The organism is Neorhizobium sp. JUb45 (assembly GCF_004343585.1).
Taxonomy (GTDB): Bacteria; Pseudomonadota; Alphaproteobacteria; order Rhizobiales; family Rhizobiaceae; genus Neorhizobium.
Window position 1 is genome coordinate 18,206 of sequence record NZ_SLYW01000019.1, and the last position, 16,418, is coordinate 34,623.

General features: G+C 60.8%; 17 protein-coding genes and 1 pseudogene. 4 read left to right on the forward strand and 14 right to left on the reverse strand.

The features are described 5' to 3' along the window. Positions 1-84: 84 nt before the first annotated feature. The 11 genes from EDF70_RS28990 to EDF70_RS29040 form a co-directional block, all read right to left on the reverse strand. Positions 85-1,671 (reverse strand): gamma-glutamyltransferase family protein, encoded by a 1,587-nt coding sequence (locus EDF70_RS28990; protein ID WP_245519427.1) that lies wholly within the window; start codon positions 1,669-1,671, stop codon positions 85-87. Continuing rightward, complete coding sequence (locus EDF70_RS28995; RefSeq protein ID WP_245519428.1) at positions 1,658-2,728, reverse strand: ABC transporter ATP-binding protein; 1,071 nt, start codon at positions 2,726-2,728, stop codon at positions 1,658-1,660. Before EDF70_RS28995 ends, EDF70_RS28990 begins: the two co-directional genes overlap by 14 nt. Next, positions 2,701-3,657: an ABC transporter ATP-binding protein gene (locus EDF70_RS29000; protein WP_132281582.1), complete on the reverse strand. Its 957-nt coding sequence runs from the start codon at positions 3,655-3,657 to the stop codon at positions 2,701-2,703. Before EDF70_RS29000 ends, EDF70_RS28995 begins: the two co-directional genes overlap by 28 nt. Further along, a complete protein-coding gene (locus tag EDF70_RS29005) occupies positions 3,654-4,544 on the reverse strand; it encodes an ABC transporter permease (protein ID WP_132281585.1) in 891 nt (296 codons plus the stop codon). The genes EDF70_RS29000 and EDF70_RS29005 overlap by 4 nt, the downstream gene beginning before the upstream one ends. After that, positions 4,544-5,491, reverse strand: coding sequence for an ABC transporter permease (locus EDF70_RS29010; RefSeq protein ID WP_132281588.1), 948 nt, complete (start codon positions 5,489-5,491; stop codon positions 4,544-4,546). Before EDF70_RS29010 ends, EDF70_RS29005 begins: the two co-directional genes overlap by 1 nt. Beyond that, positions 5,491-7,116 (reverse strand): ABC transporter substrate-binding protein, encoded by a 1,626-nt coding sequence (locus tag EDF70_RS29015; RefSeq protein ID WP_207908353.1) that lies wholly within the window; start codon positions 7,114-7,116, stop codon positions 5,491-5,493. The genes EDF70_RS29010 and EDF70_RS29015 overlap by 1 nt, the downstream gene beginning before the upstream one ends. Before the next feature lie 62 nt (positions 7,117-7,178). Beyond that, the gene (locus EDF70_RS29020) at positions 7,179-7,637 is read right to left on the reverse strand and encodes a nuclear transport factor 2 family protein (RefSeq protein ID WP_132281591.1); all 459 of its coding nucleotides are present in this window, start codon (positions 7,635-7,637) and stop codon (positions 7,179-7,181) included. A gap of 17 nt (positions 7,638-7,654) precedes the next feature. Further along, positions 7,655-8,137, reverse strand: a complete 483-nt coding sequence (cynS, locus tag EDF70_RS29025) for a cyanase (protein WP_132281594.1) — start codon at positions 8,135-8,137, stop codon at positions 7,655-7,657. Positions 8,138-8,170: 33 nt separating this feature from the next. Then, complete coding sequence (locus EDF70_RS29030; protein WP_132281597.1) at positions 8,171-9,070, reverse strand: ABC transporter ATP-binding protein; 900 nt, start codon at positions 9,068-9,070, stop codon at positions 8,171-8,173. Further along, positions 9,070-9,909, reverse strand: coding sequence for a nitrate ABC transporter permease (gene ntrB / locus EDF70_RS29035; protein ID WP_132281600.1), 840 nt, complete (start codon positions 9,907-9,909; stop codon positions 9,070-9,072). Before ntrB ends, EDF70_RS29030 begins: the two co-directional genes overlap by 1 nt. Then, the gene (locus tag EDF70_RS29040) at positions 9,910-11,283 is read right to left on the reverse strand and encodes a CmpA/NrtA family ABC transporter substrate-binding protein (protein WP_132281603.1); all 1,374 of its coding nucleotides are present in this window, start codon (positions 11,281-11,283) and stop codon (positions 9,910-9,912) included. A 158-nt stretch (positions 11,284-11,441) separates the two neighbouring features. Here EDF70_RS29040 and EDF70_RS29045 point away from each other — a divergent pair, with 158 nt between their 5' ends. Continuing rightward, the gene (locus tag EDF70_RS29045; RefSeq protein ID WP_245519429.1) at positions 11,442-13,298 is read left to right on the forward strand and encodes a sigma 54-interacting transcriptional regulator; all 1,857 of its coding nucleotides are present in this window, start codon (positions 11,442-11,444) and stop codon (positions 13,296-13,298) included. Between the two features lie 19 nt (positions 13,299-13,317). Here EDF70_RS29045 and EDF70_RS29050 read toward each other — a convergent pair whose 3' ends face one another. Both EDF70_RS29050 and EDF70_RS30540 read right to left on the reverse strand, forming a co-directional pair. Then, entirely contained in the window at positions 13,318-13,521 is a 204-nt protein-coding gene (locus EDF70_RS29050; RefSeq protein ID WP_132281606.1) for a Rid family hydrolase, read from the reverse strand. A gap of 111 nt (positions 13,522-13,632) precedes the next feature. Then, on the reverse strand, positions 13,633-13,971 hold the full coding sequence (locus EDF70_RS30540) for a hypothetical protein (RefSeq protein WP_245519430.1): 339 nt from the start codon (positions 13,969-13,971) through the stop codon (positions 13,633-13,635). Here EDF70_RS30540 and EDF70_RS29055 point away from each other — a divergent pair. Genes EDF70_RS29055 through EDF70_RS29065 form a run of 3 tightly spaced genes read left to right on the forward strand, consistent with a single transcriptional unit; the run spans position 13,957 to position 16,048 of the window. Further along, on the forward strand, positions 13,957-14,370 hold the full coding sequence (locus tag EDF70_RS29055) for a DUF4996 domain-containing protein (protein ID WP_245519431.1): 414 nt from the start codon (positions 13,957-13,959) through the stop codon (positions 14,368-14,370). The two genes, EDF70_RS30540 and EDF70_RS29055, sit on opposite strands and share 15 nt — an antisense overlap. Before the next feature lie 23 nt (positions 14,371-14,393). Beyond that, a complete protein-coding gene (locus tag EDF70_RS29060) occupies positions 14,394-15,224 on the forward strand; it encodes a glycerophosphodiester phosphodiesterase family protein (RefSeq protein ID WP_132281612.1) in 831 nt (276 codons plus the stop codon). Beyond that, on the forward strand, positions 15,221-16,048 hold the full coding sequence (locus EDF70_RS29065; RefSeq protein ID WP_132281615.1) for an inositol monophosphatase: 828 nt from the start codon (positions 15,221-15,223) through the stop codon (positions 16,046-16,048). The genes EDF70_RS29060 and EDF70_RS29065 overlap by 4 nt, the downstream gene beginning before the upstream one ends. A gap of 258 nt (positions 16,049-16,306) precedes the next feature. Here EDF70_RS29065 and EDF70_RS30545 read toward each other — a convergent pair. Beyond that, a pseudogene (locus EDF70_RS30545) lies at positions 16,307-16,418 on the reverse strand (IS30 family transposase); the annotation flags it as partial.

Here is a 16,418-nt window from a genome sequence, read left to right on the forward strand (position 1 = left end):
GCCGGTACGTCGCCTCGAGGCCTCCATGAGCTTGTGAACGGCATATCGTTCAGGAAGACAGCACAAGGACACTGACTCCCGACTTCAGGTGCCGAGTGCCATTCCGTCCTTTCGACTGTCTGAGCCACCTTCAAGATAGCCGTTGGAGATACGGATCGCCTGGCTGCCACCAATCGGGCTTGTGACGATCTTCAGGACATGGCCGCGTGCCTCCAGTTCAGCGCGGATCTCTGGCGCGATGGTCGGTTCGACTTCCAGCACGCCGCCAAAGCCGAAGCTGCGCGGCACGTCCATAGCCTCCTGGAGGCCGAGTCCGAAGTCGATGACGCCGGACAGGAAGGCGGCATGCCCGGCTGCCTGATAATGCCCGCCCATCACGCCAAAAGGCATCAGCGTCTTGCCGTCCTTCGTCACCATGCCCGGAATGATCGTGTGCATGGGGCGTTTCATCGGGCCGATCGCGTTCGGATGACCTTCGATCAGCCGGAAGGAGGCGCCGCGGCTGTGGAAGAGCACGCCGGTCGCCGGATCCAGACGGGTCGAGCCGAAGGCATGAAAAATCGAGTTGATGAACGAGATGGCGTTGCCTTGCGCATCCACCACGCAGAGATAGATGGTGTCTTTGTGTTCCGGTTCATTCCATAGGACCGGCGCAAGTGCTTTTTTCATGTCGATGCGCGCACGCAGTGTCGCGATCACGTCGTCGGAGAGCAGCTTTTCGGCAACGCCCGGGCAGTGGTCAGGATCGGCGAGCAGCGCATCGCGGTGGTGATAGGCGATCTTGGTTGCTTCCGCATGCAGGTGGATGCGATCGGCATCGCTCATGGCGGCGATATCGAAACCCTCGATGATCTTGAGAATGAGGAGTGCGGCGAGGCCCTGGCCGTTGGGCGGGCATTCGTGCACGTCGTAGCCGCGATAATTGGCGCTGACCGGTTCAACCCAGTGCGCGGCGTCCTTGCCGGCGGCAAAGTCTTCCACCGTGTGCAGGCCGCCGAGGGAATTCAGATGCGCGACCATCCTGGCGGCGGTTTCGCCCTCATAGAAGCCGGCCGCACCCTTGGCGGCGATCTCTTCCAGACGGTCTGCCAGCAGCGGCTGGCGGATGATTTCGCCGGCGACCGGGGCTCGGCCGTTGGGGAGGAAGATAGCGGCGGCGTTGGCATCACCACCGATGATCTTTTTGTTGCCGGCCCAGTCCATGGCGACACGCGGGGTCACGACGAAGCCGTTGCGGGCATAGCCAATGGCGCGCATGAAAAGGCGCTCCAGCGGCAGCGAGCCGTGATCGGCATGCAGGCGGCACCATGCGGAAATGGCGCCGGGCACGGTGATTGCATGCGGGCTGGTTTGTGGAATTTCGCCTGACAGGCCGAGTTCGGCCAGTTTTGCCACGGATGCCGCTGCCGGTGCGCGGCCGGAACCGTTGAGCGCCTTCACCTTTTCGCCGGCCGGGGCAAAGAGCGCAAAACAATCGCCGCCGATGCCGGTCATCAGCGGGTCCACGACGCACTGGACCGAAACCGCGGCGATCGCCGCATCCACGGCATTGCCGCCATCCTGCAGGATTTCCAAGCCGGCTGCGGTGGTCAGCGGGTGGGAGGTGGCGATCATGGCTTCGGTGGAGAGCGTCGACGGGCGTCGCGCGGAAAAGAAATCAAAATGTGACATGCCGTTCCTTGATGCCCTCAGGCGATATGTTTGACATTGCGAATGGGTGATAACAGGCGACGGCCCGGTCCTGTCCCTGCCGGGTCAATGCGGGATCATTGGCCAGACAGTCCGATTGCGCAACCGTGCAGCGGCCGGAAAAGCGGCAACCGGGCGGCAAATCGAGCGGGCTTGGGATCTCGCCCGGCAGCGGATCGGAGATCGGCTCGAAGAATTCCGGCGCCGAGTGGCGTAGGGCCTTGGAGTAGGGATGCGCCGGGTTGTCAAGCACCGCCTGCGTCGGCCCGGTCTCGACGATGCGACCGAGATACATGATCGCGATCTCCTCGCAAAGATAGCTCGCCACGCCGAGATCATGGGTGATGAAGATCAGCGTCAGGCCCATGTCTTTTTGCAGTTTGCGCAGAAGATTGAGGAGCTGCGCCTGGGTAGAGACGTCGAGGCCGGAGACGGCTTCGTCGGCGACCAGAACGGTCGGGTTGGAGGCAAGCGCACGGGCGATCGCCACGCGACGGATCTGGCCGCCGGACATGGCCGCGGGATAACGTGCGGCGACATCGGCTGCGAGGCCGACGCGGGCGAGAAGCGCGTTCGTCCGTTGCGGGATTTCGGCCTCCGGGCAGATGCCGAAATGGCGCAGCGGCTCGGCAATCAGCTGGCCGACGGTCATGCGCGGATTGAGCGAGCCGCGCGCATCCTGATAGACCATCGCCACGTCGCGGGCGAAATCGGGACCAGCGTCACGCATCTGGTTGACCGAACGGCCACGATAGAGGGCCAGTCCCTGCGTCGGTTCGGTGAGGCCCAGCAGCACGCGCAGAAGTGTGGATTTTCCCGATCCGCTTTCACCGACCAGCGCCATGCTGGCGCCCTGATCGATGCGCAGGCGCACGCCGTCGAGCGCGGCCAGCTTGCGCCTGCTGCGTTTGAGAAAGCCCTCGGACTTTGTGACCTCATAGACCTTCTCGACATCGAGAAGCTCGAAAAGTGCCTCGCGCTCGGTCGCAACCCTTTCATTCGCCGGATCGATCATCGCGTCCATTCCGGGTTCCAGCATGCGAGTGCACGTCCTTGTGTTTCGACAAGCGGCGGGCGCTCATCGGCGCAGCGCGCTTGTGCCCTCGGACAGCGGGTGGAGAAACGACAGCCGGCGGGCATGGCCTCATAGGGCGGCACGCTGCCTTCCGGCGGATCGAGGTTTTGTGTGCCGATCTCGACAACGCAGGATTTGAGTAGCCGCGTATAGGGATGCTTCGGATCTCGCAGCACGACATCGCAGCGCCCCGCCTCCATAACCTGACCGGCATAGAGGACCACGATACGGTCGCAGGACTGGCTGGCAAGCGCCAGATCGTGAAGCACAAAAATGCAGCTGGCGCCGCGCGTCTTCGTCTGGTCGAGGATGAGGCGGATGATCTGCGCCTGGATGGTGACGTCGAGCGCCGATGTCGGTTCGTCGGCGAAGAGAAGGTCGGGATTGCAGGCCAGCGCGATCGCCACCATCACCCGCTGCTGCATGCCGCCGGAAAGCTGATGCGGATAGGCCGACATGCGGGCAGCCGCATCGTTGATGCCGACGTTTTCGAGCAGTTCGACGGCTCTTGTCTGTGCCGTCTTGCGGGAGAGACCGAGATTGCGGCGCAGGACCGAGGCCAGCTGGCTGCCGACGGTATAACAGGGATTGAGTGCCGAGCCGGCATCCTGAAACACCATGGAGAGGCGTTTTCCACGCAGCTTGCCCCACTGTTTTTCCGTCAGGCCGACAAGGTTATCGATGCCGTCGAAGCGAGCTTCGCCTTCGATGACGGCGTCACCCTTGTCGATCAGGCCCATCAGGGCAACGGCGATGGTGGATTTGCCGGCGCCGCTTTCGCCGACCAGCGCCACCGTCTCGCCGCGGCCGATGGTGAGCGACACGTCGTCGAGGATGCGTTTCGTGCCGCGGTGGAGCGTCAGGCCGCGGACATCGAGAAGCGGTGCGGTCATCGGCCTGTCCTCAGCTTGGGGTCGAATTCCTCGCGCATCGCATCGCCGACGATCGACAATGCGATGAGCAGCAGCGCCAGTGCCAGGCCGGGCATGCCGGACATCCAGGCCGCGAAGCTGACGAAGCTTCTGCCCTCGGCGATCATCAGCCCCCAGTCGGGCGTCGGCGGGGTAACGCCGATGCCGAGAAAGGAAAGGGAGGAAGAAACGAGGATGGCTTCCGAGATGCGGATCGTGACCTGCACCAAGAGCGGAAACAGCACATTGGGCAGGATGTGACGGCGGATGACGGTGAACCGCGGAATGCTCATCAGTCCGGCGGCCTCGACAAAGAGCTGCACCTTCACCTGCAACACGTCGGAACGGACGGTGCGGGCAAAGGGGCCGATCAGCGAGAGCGCCACCGCGATGATGACCTTGTCGACGCCCTGTCCAAGGATGGCGATGAAGGCGACGGCAAGGATGAGCGAGGGAAGCGCGAGGATAGAATCGATGACGCGCAGAAGGATCCATTCGGTCTTGCCCGAAGCAAGACCCGCTGCAACACCGAGCACGAGGCCACCGATCGCACCGAGCGCGACCGAACAGAGGCCGATCAGAAGAGCATAGCGCGTGCCGTGGATGATGCGGCTCAATATGTCCTGGCCGTAGCTGTCGGTACCGAGAAGATGGACACTGTCGGGCGGCGCCATCATCGCCTCGATCGATTGCGCCACCGGATCGAAGGGGGCGAGCTGCGGCGCGAAGATGGCGCAGAGCGCGAAGCCGAAGGTGATGGCGAGCGCCATGGTGAAGAAGGGACGGCGCAGGAACATGCTTTTCCGGGTCATGCCGGAGCGGCGGAGCCGGGCTGCCGCGATAGGTGTCGTGGTGCCGTTGATTGCCATCAGCGTGGCCTCAATCTTGGATCAAGCAGCGGATAGGAGAGGTCCACCAGCAGGTTGATGACGATGAACAGAGTGGCCGTCAGCATGACGCCGGCCTGAACCAGCGTGTATTCGCGCCCGAGCACGGCATCCGTCAGCATCTGGCCGATGCCCGGCAGCGAGAAGACGGTTTCGGTCAGCACCGCGCCCTGCAGGATGCCGCCAAGTTGCAGGCCGATCATGGTGACGACCGGCATGGCGATATTGCGCACCCCATGCACCCAGACGACCCGCCAGCGCGGCTCGCCTCGCGCCTTCGCAGCTGCGATGAAGGGCTGGTCCATGACGTCGATCAGCGATGAGCGCGTGACGCGGACGATCATGCCGATGAAATAGGTCGATAGCGTCAGTGCCGGCAGGGCCATGTGATACATGCCGAGCCAGAAATCCTGCCAGGGCGCCACGAAGCCCATGACGGGAAAGATGCCGAACTGGACCGCGAGAAACCAGATGAGCACGATGCCGAGGAAGAAGGACGGGAAGGCGGAGCCGGTGAGGGCGAAGACGGCGATCACCGTGTCCCAGATCGTGTCCTTGCGGATCGCGGAAATGACGCCCAGCGGAATGCCGACGACGATCGCCAGGACGATGGAACAGAAGGTGAGCGTCAGGGTGACAGGCAGGGCCTCGATGACGACGAAATTGAAGATGTCGGCGCGACTGACGAAGGAGGTCCCCCAGTCGCCGATCATGAAATTGCCGAGCCATGCCAGATACTGGACAAGGAACGGCCGATCCAGCCCGAGTTCGCGTTGCAGCGAATCGTAGCTTTCCTGCGAAAATTCCGAGCCCAGCATCAGCATGACCGGGTCGCCCGGCGCCAGCTTCAGCAGGCTGAAGCTGGCAACCGAAACGATGAACAGAACGACCGCAGTCTGAAAGATCTTTGCGGCGGACTGTGCGAGCATCAGGTGATGCTCACGCCATGCAGGTTCACGAGGTCGGCAGGAATATAGTTGAAGCCCTGCACTTTCTTGGAGAAGACCTTGTAGATCGGGATATGCGCAAGCATTGCCACCGGCGCGTCATCCATGAGGATGTCCTCGGCCTTGTGATAGAGCTCTGCACGGGCAGGCACATCGATTGTGGTCGATGCTTCCGTGCAGAGCCGGTCGAACTCCGGACTGGACCAGCCCCAGTAATTCCAGGAGCCGCCCGTCTTGAATTCGGGAAAGATCGTCTCTTCCGGATCGAGGTCGGCGACCCAGTCGAAATCGAGCATTTCGAAATTGCCGTCCTTCATGCGCTGCACCCAGGCGGCGGGTTCCAGCAGCTCCAGCTTCACCTTGATGCCGATCTGCGCAAGCATCGGGGCGACGACCTGGGCGACACGGGTGCCGACCGGGCCGCGTTCGGCCATGATGTAGGTTATCTTGATTTCGCCCTGGTTCTTCGCCTTGGCGCGGAATTCCTTGGCCTTGGCGAGATCGAAGCGATGGCCGCGGTCCGTCTTGGCGATGTCGGGGTCGTAATAACCGGTCATGGGCGGCGAGATCGGACTGTAGGCCTGCTGGGCAAGGCCGAAATAGGCTTGCTTGACCAGCGTGTCGCGGTCGATGGCGAAGGCGACGGCGCGGCGCAGGTTGACGTCGTCGAACGGCGCCTTGCGGTTGTTCATACCGACATAGGTGTAGTTGCCCTCGATCTCACCATAGAGCGAAACCGTCGGGATCTTCTTCACCTGGTTGACGAGCTGCATCGGGCAATCGGTCATGCCATCGATCTGGCCCGACACGAGGGCTGCAACCGCCGTGCTGGGCTCATCGATCAGCATGAAGGACGCCTTTTGCAGCTTCGGCATCCCCTTTTCGAAATAGTCCGGGTTGGCTTCCAGCTCGATGCTGTCATTGTCCTTCCAGCTGACGAACTTGAACGGGCCGGTGCCGACCGGATTGCGGCCGTAGTCCATGCCGTATTTCTGCACGGCCGCCGGGCTGACGATCGTGCCGGCGCGGCCGGTGGAGCCGGTGAGCGCTACGGGCAGGAAGGCATAGGGCTTGGTGAAGCGCAGGCGGATGGTGAGCGGATCGACGATCTCGATCGCCTCCAGCAGTTCCAGCTTCCAGGCGTGCGGGGAAGCGGGCTTGCCTTCCTTGACGCGCAGCAGCGAGAACTTGACGGCCTCGGCATCGCAAGAGGTGCCGTCGTGGAATTTCACGCCCGGATGCAGCTTGAAGAGATGGGTCTTGGCGTCCTCCAAATCCCAGGAGGCGGCGAGATCCGGCTCGAAGCGCACCGCTTCGCCATCATAGGTCACCTTCAACAGGCCGTTGTGGATGTTGTTGATGATCTGAACGGCGGACAGGAAGAAGGTGAAATGCGGGTCGAGCGTATCGATATGCTTGATGGCCGCAATGCGGATATGTCCCTTCTGCTGGGCAAGGCTTTCGCCCGGCAGAAGCGTGGCGCCGGCGGCGGCCACAAGGCCAGCGCCCATGCCTTTCAGAAGTGTTCTTCGTCCAAGCTGGGCGCTTAGCCGGTCTTCGAGAATCTTGCGGTGGTCGGCGCTGGTCAGAATGTCCTTCTTCGTCATCGAAGTTCCCCTTTTTTGTTTGTGGGTGGTCCAGCAGTGCGTCCGATCCGTTCCCCTTCCTCTCAGAGATCGAGATCGGACAGGCCGGGGTGATCATCCGGCCGCCGCCCGAGCGGCCAGAAGAACTTTCGGTCCTTTTCCAGGATCGGCATGTCGTTGATCGAGGCGAAACGGCGGGCCATCAGGCCGTCTTCGGCGAACTCCCAGTTTTCGTTGCCGTAAGAGCGGTACCAGTGGCCGCTGTCGTCGTGCCATTCGTAGGCAAACCGCACCGCGATGCGATTGCCATCGAAGGCCCAGAGTTCCTTGATCAATCGGTAGTCCAGTTCCTTCACCCATTTGCGTGTGAGGAAGGCAACGATCTCGGCGCGGCCGACCGCGAATTCGGCGCGATTTCTCCAGCAGCTGTCGGGCGTATAGACCAGCGAGACCCGCTGCGGATCACGGCTGTTCCAGCCGTCCTCGGCCATGCGCACCTTGGCGATGGCTGTTTCGCGGGTGAAAGGCGGTATGATGCTCATGGCACTTTCTCCCGCTGTTATTCCTCGCGATAGCCGTATTCCGGCACGTTGCCACTGGCGCCGTAATATTTGTAGGGCAGGAACTTGCCCGACATGGTGAACTTGACGCGGTCGCCCTTCGGGTTCGCCACCCGCTCGATCTGCATGTCGAAATCGATCGCCGACATGATGCCGTCACCATATTCTTCCTCGATCAGCGCCTTCCATGCGGGGCCGTTGACCATCACCAGCTCATAAAAACGGTAGATCAGAGGATCGGTCGGCGGCATTGGCGAACCGCGCATCGGTGTCTCGTTGAGCATGCGGATTTCAGAGGGTGTAAGCCCGAAAAGCTCACCGGCATTTTCCGCCTGCGGCTTGGTCAGCTTCATCTGGCCGAGAACGGCGCCGACGATCAGTACCTCGGAATAGCCGCCGATCTTTTCGCAGATATGTTTCCAGCTCCAGCCGTTGTCGCGCTTGATATCGAGCAGCTTTTCGGTGAGGTCGGCACGTTTCATGTTGGTCTCCTGTGAGAATAAAATGTATGCGGGTCAGCGGCTGCGCGCGATTGAGGACAGCACTGACGGGTCTTCCGTTGCCGCTGCGCGTGGAACGACGATCGGCACATGACGCGGGTCATGAGAGGTGCCGGAGCCGGCAAAACTTTTGCTGCGGGTGATGAGGAAATCGATGATGTGGTTGCGCAAGGCGTAATAATCGGCATGGCGATGCAGATCGACGCGCGACCGTTGTTTCGGCAGCGGGTTTTCGACCACTTCGGCCACGACGGCATTCGGCCCGTTGCTCATCAGAAAGATCTTGTCGGCAAGATAGATGGCCTCGTCGACATCATGGGTAATCATGAACGAGGTCTGGCCGGTCTCGTCGCAGATGCGGCGAACCTCGTCCTGCAATGTTCCGCGCGTCAGCGCATCCAGCGCCGAAAACGGCTCGTCCATCAGCAGCATTTTTGGCGTGATCGACAGTGCACGGGCGATGCCGACACGCTGCTTCATGCCGCCGGAGAGTTCCGACGGCCTTTTGTTTTCCGAGCCGGACAGTCCGACGAGATCGACGAATTTCTGCGCATGCGCGCGAATTTCCGACCGGCTCCATTTTGGCCAGCGGGAGGAGACGGCATAGGCGACATTGCCGATCACAGTCATCCACGGCAGCAGCGCATGACTTTGGAAGATCACAGCGCGGTCGAGGCTCGGGCCGGTTACGGCCTGACCATCAACGATAACCGTGCCTTCGTTCGGCGCTTCCAGCCCGGCCAGGATGTTGAGCACGGTTGTCTTGCCGCAGCCCGAATGACCGATCACGCAGCCGAACTCGCCGCGATCGAGCGACAACCAGAGATCTTCAAAGATGGTGGTGGGCGATGCCGATCCCTTGGCCGGATAGTGACGGGCGATGCCTTCGATGGAAATGAACTTGGCCACAGGCATCACTCCGGAAATGTTACGAGACGGGTCAGGCGGCCGAGCACCTGATCGAACAGCATGCCGACGACGCCGATCACCAGAATGGCGATGATGACATTCGTAATCGACAGGTTGTTCCACTCGTTCCAGACGAAGTAGCCGATGCCGGTGCCGCCGACGAGCATCTCGGCCGCCACGATGACCAGCCAGGCGATGCCGATCGAGATCCGCATGCCGGTAAGGATCGTGGGGGCGGCGGCCGGCAGGATGATGGTGAAGGCGCGCCTGAACGTGCCGACCTCCAGCGTGCGGGCGACATTGATCCATTCCTTGCGCACCGCGGCCACGCCGAAGGCGGTGTTGATCAGCATCGGCCAGATGGCGCAGATGAAGATCACGAAGATCGCGGAAATCGCCGAATCCTTGATCGTGTAGAGCGCAAGTGGCATCCAGGCGAGCGGAGAGATCGGTTTCAGCACCTGGATGAACGGATCGACGGCGCGGCTGACGAGCGGCGACATGCCGATCAGGAAGCCGAGCGGGATGGCCACGGCAACGGCCAGCAGATAACCGAGGAGGACGCGGGCGACCGAATAGGCGAGCTGGATGCCCAGCCCCTTGTCGTTGGGGCCGTTGTCATAGAATGGGTCCCGAAGATGGTTCCAGAGTGCCGCGCCGACATCCATCGGCCCCGGCAGTGCCGATTTTCCGGTTGTTGCCGTCAGCCCCATCAGCTTGGCATATTCCGGGTCCATATCCGTCGTCGGGCCGGTTCCCATGGTGGAGAACTGCCAGAGCGACAGGAAGATCGCGAGGAGGAGGACTGACAGCAGTCCCGCCCTGATTGAAAGAGATGTCTGCACTTACGAGGCCTTTTTGATCGGGAAACTGTCGAGATAGGCCTGCGGCTCTGCGGGATCGAAGGTCTTGCCCATGACGACAAAGGTCTTGGTGGTTTCCTTCGGTGCCTGCATCCCCACCTCGGCCATCAGCTTTGCCGTATCGGTGGCAAGGAAGACTTCGCTGGCGATGGCCGCGTAATCGACATCACCCTTGATCTGCCCCCAGCGCTTCATCTGGGTCATGATCCACACGGCAAACGACTGCCATGGGAACGGGTCGAAATCGATGCGGTTCGGCTGCTGCACCACCTTGCCGAGGCCATCCGCAAACGTGCCGGTGAGGATCTGTTCCAGCACCGTTTCCGGCTGGTTCAGGTAATTGGCCGGTGCGATGGCCGTGGCGATTTCCTTGCGGTTCTTGGGATCATGGGCATAAGCCGTGGCGGAAATGATCGAGCGCAGCAGGGCCGCATAGGTGTTCGGCATTTCACCGATGAACTGTTTCGATGCGGCGAAGGCGCAGCAGGGGTGCCCCTCCCAGATGTCCTTGGTCAGGATATGGATGAAGCCGACGCCGTCATACACGGCGCGCTGGTTCATCGGGTCGGGGCCGAGAAAGCCGTCGATGTTTTCGGCGCGCAGGTTCGCCACCATTTCCGGCGGCGGCACGGCGCGGATCTGCACGTCCGTATCCGGATCGATGCCATGCTCCGCCAGATAATAACGCAGGAGGTAATTGTGCATGGAGTAATCGAACGGAACGGCGAGTTTGAAGCCCTTCCAGTCCTTCGGATCACGACGATCCTTGTGCTTCAACGCCAGCGTGATCGCCTGGCCGTTGATATTCTCGATGGCCGGCGCCGCATAGGGCTGCGGGTTGGAGCCGAGGCCCATGGTGATGGCAAGCGGCATGGGCGACAGCATGTGTGCTGCGTCGTATTCCTTGTTCAACGTCTTGTCGCGGATGACCGCCCAGCCGGCGGTCTTGATCACCTGAACGTCGAGCCCCTGCTTTTCATAAAAGCCCATCGGCGCGGCCGTGATGATCGGCGTGGCGCAGGTGATCGGGATGAAGCCGACATTGAGCTTTGTCTTCTCCAGAGGCCCGGTCTGCGCAAAGGCTTCGGTAGCAGTGGCCAGAGGAAAGAATTGCGAAACGGCCGCCACGGCCGTTGCACTGCCCACGGCTTTCAGAAAGATCCGTCGCGAAACATCGCTCGGGAACATTGCTCGCAAAACCGTGGAGGCAATGACATTTTGGTAGATCTTCTCCTCTCCGCTGGTGACCTCCGTCGCCTGCAGGGCAGAAGCATGCTCGTGCTCGCTGCGATGGCGGCCGCAGCTGCAGCCCGCGGAGGACAGAGTTGTCTTGGGATCAAATGGATTGTCGAACATGGCAGCCGTTCCCCTTATTATGAGAACGGTATTGCAAAGGCCGTGCCAGAACGGTCGAAACGCGGAATGCCCCGGAATTCCGGGGTTGCGTGCCGCTTGATGGTTTACGATATCTCGTTATAAACGAGATATCGTCATTTTCATTTACGAGATTTCGTGTGCTGATTTCCCGACAGGATATATTTGAACAATCTCCGCAGGCCCAGATCGTCATCGATGCCGACAGGGACCGGATTGTCGATGCGAACACGGCGGCGTGCCGGCTGCTCGGTTATGACCATCACCTTCTGGTGCAAACGAAGGTCAGCCACCTCCACGCCGAACAATTACCGACGCTGATCGTTTTCACGCAGGCCGTGCTCGCGCAAGGTGTCTACCGCACGACCCGGTTGATGCCACGCCATGCCCTCGGGCGTGAACTGCGTGTCGAATATTTCGGATCATTGATCGACAATGGCAGCGACGGGCGATTGATCCTGCTTGCCGTCAACGATTTGGTCGAAAGGCAACGCCGCTCGATTGACGACGCAGCCGAGGATTTCATGGGCGGCGGCCTGACCGAATGGCAGCGCGCCGAGCGCGTTTTTCGCGATATCGAACGGGAAAACCGCCTGATCCTGCGGGCCGCCGGCGAGGGCATTTACGGGGTGAATGCCGAGGGCAAGACCACATTCGTCAACCCGATTGCAGAGCGTCTTCTCGGCTGGAGCGCGGAGGAACTGACGGGCCGCGACATCCATACGATCATCCACCACACCCGCCCTGACGGCAGTCATTATCCGCATGACCAATGCCCTATCTATGCGGCCTTCAGCGATGGTGCCGTGCATCGGGTGGATAACGAGATCTTCTGGTGCAAGGACGGCACGCCGTTATGGGTGGAATATACATCGACGCCGATCAGGGACCGCAATGTCGTCGTCGGAGCGGTGGTCGTCTTTCGCGATGTCAGCGAACGCAAGAGATCGGACGAAAAACTGCATGCGGCGCTGATGGAAGTGGATCAGTTGCGCCAGCGGCTGGAGCTGGAAAACGCCTACCTGCAGGAAGAAATCCGCATTGAGACGAACGCTTCCGGCATCGTCGGTCGGTCGGAAGCCGTGCAGGCGACGCTTCGCCAGATCGCGCTGGTCGCGCCGACCGACGCAACCGTGCTGATCACCGGCGAATCCGGCACAGGCAAGGAACTGATCGCCCGCGCCATCCACGAGGCAAGCGACCGCAAGGATCGCCCACTCATTCGCGTCAACTGCGCAGCCATTCCGCGCGAACTGTTTGAGAGCGAGTTTTTCGGCCATGCGAAAGGTGCCTTTACCGGCGCCCTCAGAGATCGGATCGGTCGTTTCGAACTGGCCGACGGTGGCAGCCTGTTTCTCGATGAAGTCGGTGAAATCCCGCCGGAATTGCAGGGCAAGCTTCTTCGAATCCTGCAGGAGGGGCAATTCGAGCGCGTCGGCGAGGAGCGCACCCGCAAGGTCGACGTCCGCATTATCGCCGCCACCAATCTCGACCTGAAACGGGCCGTACAGAACCGCCGATTTCGCGAGGATCTTTATTTCCGGCTGGCGGTCTTCCCGATCGAATCCGTGCCGCTGCGTGCCCGCCGCGAAGACATCCCACTGCTTGCGCAGCATTTTCTCGCACGCCAAAGCCTTGCTCGGCGTCAAGATCTCACTCTGTCGAACGCCAATATCCAAACCTTGCAGCGCTACGCATGGCCGGGCAATGTGCGTGAATTGCAAAATGTTATCGAACGCGCCGCCATTCTGTCGCGTCATGGAAAGCTCGATTTCGACCTGCCTGATACGCCGGCGCCGCAAAAAACACAGCCCCGCCAGCCCGATCCTGCCGTAACGTTCATGACCGAAAGCCAGATGCGACAGCTGGAGCGGGAAAACATTCTTTCCGCACTGCACTGCAGCGGTGGAAAAATATCCGGCAAGGGCGGCGCGGCCGACATGCTGCAGATGAAGCCGACCACTCTCGCCTCTCGTATCAAGGCGCTGATGATCTAGATCGTATCTCGCCAGTTCGCTATTTTGCAGCGATGACAGTCATCTCGACAGGCAGATCCGGATGAGCGAGGCGCGATTCCACCGTGGCTCCAGTGTCAGCCTGCCCGCTGGTGACCTGGGTACCCCAGGCTTCGTTCATTTCTGCAAAGCCGGCCATGTCGGCGAGGAGAATATTGACGGACCGGCCACGTGTTTTCTCGAAAGTATATTTAGACTGGCGCATCGTTGATCCGCGTGCAATCGATCCGCCTTGTAACGTTTCTTAATACGACGACACACCCTTCCGCCTCGGGATCGATACCGTTTGATCCTCATCATCCGCGATGTCTGCGGATCAAATGGAAGGTCTTATCATGGCTCGGATTGTCCGATCACTCTTGTCGCAGGTCCGGCCCGTCTTCGGCGCGCTTTTTCTCCTGCCTATATTTTCATCCGCATCCTTCTCCACCGAAAAGCTGGCCGTCACCGAGACGATCCCGGTCGTGGGCTCGCTTGCTGCGCGCGCCGTTGCGGTTGAAGAAAGATCGAGAATGCCTTCACGCTGGAAAAACTGCCGAGCGTCGCCGAGGTTTTCGAACTGACGCGCGGCCGCATCTTTCTGCATCTCGACGTCAAGGAACGCGATGTCATTCCGGATGTGATCGCTCTCGCAAAGGACATGGGTGTCGAGCATCAGGTTGATTTCTGGGCCTCGCTGAAAACCGAAAAGGATTCTTGCTGGATCCGCGAGACGATCCTTCCGCATGAGGTGCTGTTTCTGGCTAAGACCCGACTCAACGTGCCGGGTGCTGCTACGCAGCTGGCTCTGCTGGAAGAACTCTGTCCCTCGGTCTGCGAAATCTATTTCGACCGGCTGGAGGAGCTGGCCGCCCTGAAGGACCTCACCCGCAACACCGGCATGGCGCTCTGGCTCAACACGCTCGACAGCGTTGCCTGCGCCGGCTTCACCGATACGGCGGCCCTTGCCGATCCCGATGCCGTCTGGGGACGGCTGATCGATGCCGGCATCTCGGTCATCCAGACTGACGAGGCCGCCGCCTTGAAATCCTATCTCGCGGCGCGCCGCGCCTGAATACTCTCCCAAGGAAGCATGAAATGACGCATTACGTAGATTACATCGCCGACCAGAAACGCGATCCCGCCATCGTTGCCCATCGCGGCGCGTGGCATGGTGCGCCGGAAAACAGCCTCGCGGCCATCGAGCGCGCGATCGCCGTTGGCGCAGATGTTGTCGAACTCGATATCCGCAAGAGCGCTGATGGCGAACTCCTCATCATGCACGACGACACACTGCTGCGCATGGCCGGTATCGACCGCGACGCCGAAACCTTTACCATTGCCGAACTGCAGGCCATTGCGCTGCGTGAAGATGATGGCGGCGAACATCGCGCCACGACGGATCAGCGTATTCCGACTCTGAAAGAGGTTTTGGAAATCATACGCGGACGTATTTTTGCGGATCTCGATCTCAAGGATCGCGGCCTTTTCTCCGAAGTCGCAGCCTGCGCCCGCGAGATGAATGCCGCATCCTATGTGGACCTGAAGACCCGTGTCATGACCCGCGAGGAGCTGGACTGGGTGCGCGCCCAGAACATCGACGGCGTGGCCTTCATGGCGATGTCGAAATTCACCGCCGAGAGCATCTACGAAACCATGGCACTGCTGTCGGAAATCAGGCCGTTCATGTGCGAGATGCGTTTGGACAGCCTCGAAACCATCAAGGCCAACCGCCAGATGTTTCGCGATGCCAACATGTCGTTGTGGACGAACACGCTGAACATGGAAGCCAGCGGCGAGTGGGTGGACAAGACGGCGCTTGTCGATCCCGACCGCATCTGGGGCACATTGATGGAAGCCGGTGTCAGCGTTTTCCAGACAGACGAGCCGGAAGCGCTCAAAGCTTATCTGGCGGGGCGCCGCGCATGAAAACCGTTTCGGACGAACTGCTGAATGAATTTATGGACATCATGCGCGAGGCAGCAGACAGAGAGATCCTGCCGCGTTTCCGTTCGGTCACGTCGGATACCATTCGCGCCAAGACCATGGCGGACGATATTGTCACTGATGCGGACATCGCCTCCGAGCGCATGATCAGCGAAAAGCTCGCGGCGCGTCTGCCGGGCATCACCATAATCGGCGAGGAAGCGGTGTCGGATGATGCATCGGTTCTCGCAAGGCTTGCCGATGCGGAGCTCGCGGCGGTTATCGACCCAGTGGACGGCACCTGGCATTTTGCCAATGGCACGCCGATGTTCGGCAGTATTCTCGCCATCGTTTCCGGTGGGCAAACCATTGCCGGCATCATTCATTATCCGGTTCAGGGTGATTTTCTGGTGGCACGACCGGGGCAGGGCGCATGGCACGTGGCGGCAGACGGTTCACGCACACAGCTTTCCGTCGCCATGCCGACGCCGATAGACCAGATGCACGGGTTCATTCCGCTGCATATGTTCGAACCGGATCTGCGGGCTGAGCTGGCGCCGCGCCTGCTGAAATTCCTGCGGGTAACGACATGGCGTTGCTCGGCGTGGGAGTATCGCATGCTTGTGACGGGCGCTATGAGCTTCTGCCTCAATGAGAGCCTGAAGCCCTGGGATCACGCGGCGGGCGTTCTGATCCACGCGGAGGCCGGTGGCTATGCCGCGACCATGACGGGTGATCTCTATCGGCCGACGATGACGGAAGGACACCTGCTCGCCGCACAGAGCCGGGCGTCATGGAGTGACGTGCGAGAGGCTCTTTCTTACTGAAGTCGTCCCTGAGATTGATAATAATACTCAGAGGAGCGTACCCACGTCGACATGCGCTTTGGTTTGCATCGTATCAAGAGATAATAGGCTTTCCTCCCGCGCGGGCTTTTCGTTTCTGCCCACATCCGCGCGATAACGCGACGTTCATCCATGTCGATATGGGAGTAGGTGCGTTTCATTGCAGCTTCCTTGCGAGTGACAACCGATTGGTATCATTCGCAAGTCGCACTTCATCCTTGAACCCACCGGGCTAAACCGTTGACCATGCTTGCGTCTGGCATGGCGTGGTCGGCGTCGGGCGCGATGCTCGGGCAAATGTCGCCACAACTTGATCGCCTGACCATCGGCCGAATACGCGAACTTGTAGATC

Bases quoted from the DNA above. Each gene is read 5' to 3' on its own strand.
- EDF70_RS29005 (WP_132281585.1), bottom strand. From the start codon at position 4,544: ATGGCAATCAACGGCACCACGACACCTATCGCGGCAGCCCGGCTCCGC.
- EDF70_RS29055 (WP_245519431.1), top strand. From the start codon at position 13,957: ATGGGTGTCGAGCATCAGGTTGATTTCTGGGCCTCGCTGAAAACCGAA.
- EDF70_RS28990 (WP_245519427.1), bottom strand. From the start codon at position 1,671: ATGTCACATTTTGATTTCTTTTCCGCGCGACGCCCGTCGACGCTCTCC.
- EDF70_RS28995 (WP_245519428.1), bottom strand. From the start codon at position 2,728: ATGCTGGAACCCGGAATGGACGCGATGATCGATCCGGCGAATGAAAGG.
- EDF70_RS29010 (WP_132281588.1), bottom strand. From the start codon at position 5,491: ATGCTCGCACAGTCCGCCGCAAAGATCTTTCAGACTGCGGTCGTTCTG.
- EDF70_RS29050 (WP_132281606.1), bottom strand. From the start codon at position 13,521: ATGCGCCAGTCTAAATATACTTTCGAGAAAACACGTGGCCGGTCCGTC.
- EDF70_RS30540 (WP_245519430.1), bottom strand. From the start codon at position 13,971: ATGCTCGACACCCATGTCCTTTGCGAGAGCGATCACATCCGGAATGAC.
- EDF70_RS29040 (WP_132281603.1), bottom strand. From the start codon at position 11,283: ATGTTCGACAATCCATTTGATCCCAAGACAACTCTGTCCTCCGCGGGC.
- EDF70_RS29060 (WP_132281612.1), top strand. From the start codon at position 14,394: ATGACGCATTACGTAGATTACATCGCCGACCAGAAACGCGATCCCGCC.
- EDF70_RS29000 (WP_132281582.1), bottom strand. From the start codon at position 3,657: ATGACCGCACCGCTTCTCGATGTCCGCGGCCTGACGCTCCACCGCGGC.
- EDF70_RS29030 (WP_132281597.1), bottom strand. From the start codon at position 9,070: ATGCCTGTGGCCAAGTTCATTTCCATCGAAGGCATCGCCCGTCACTAT.
- EDF70_RS29020 (WP_132281591.1), bottom strand. From the start codon at position 7,637: ATGAGCATCATACCGCCTTTCACCCGCGAAACAGCCATCGCCAAGGTG.
- cynS (WP_132281594.1), bottom strand. From the start codon at position 8,137: ATGAAACGTGCCGACCTCACCGAAAAGCTGCTCGATATCAAGCGCGAC.
- EDF70_RS29065 (WP_132281615.1), top strand. From the start codon at position 15,221: ATGAAAACCGTTTCGGACGAACTGCTGAATGAATTTATGGACATCATG.
- EDF70_RS29015 (WP_207908353.1), bottom strand. From the start codon at position 7,116: ATGACGAAGAAGGACATTCTGACCAGCGCCGACCACCGCAAGATTCTC.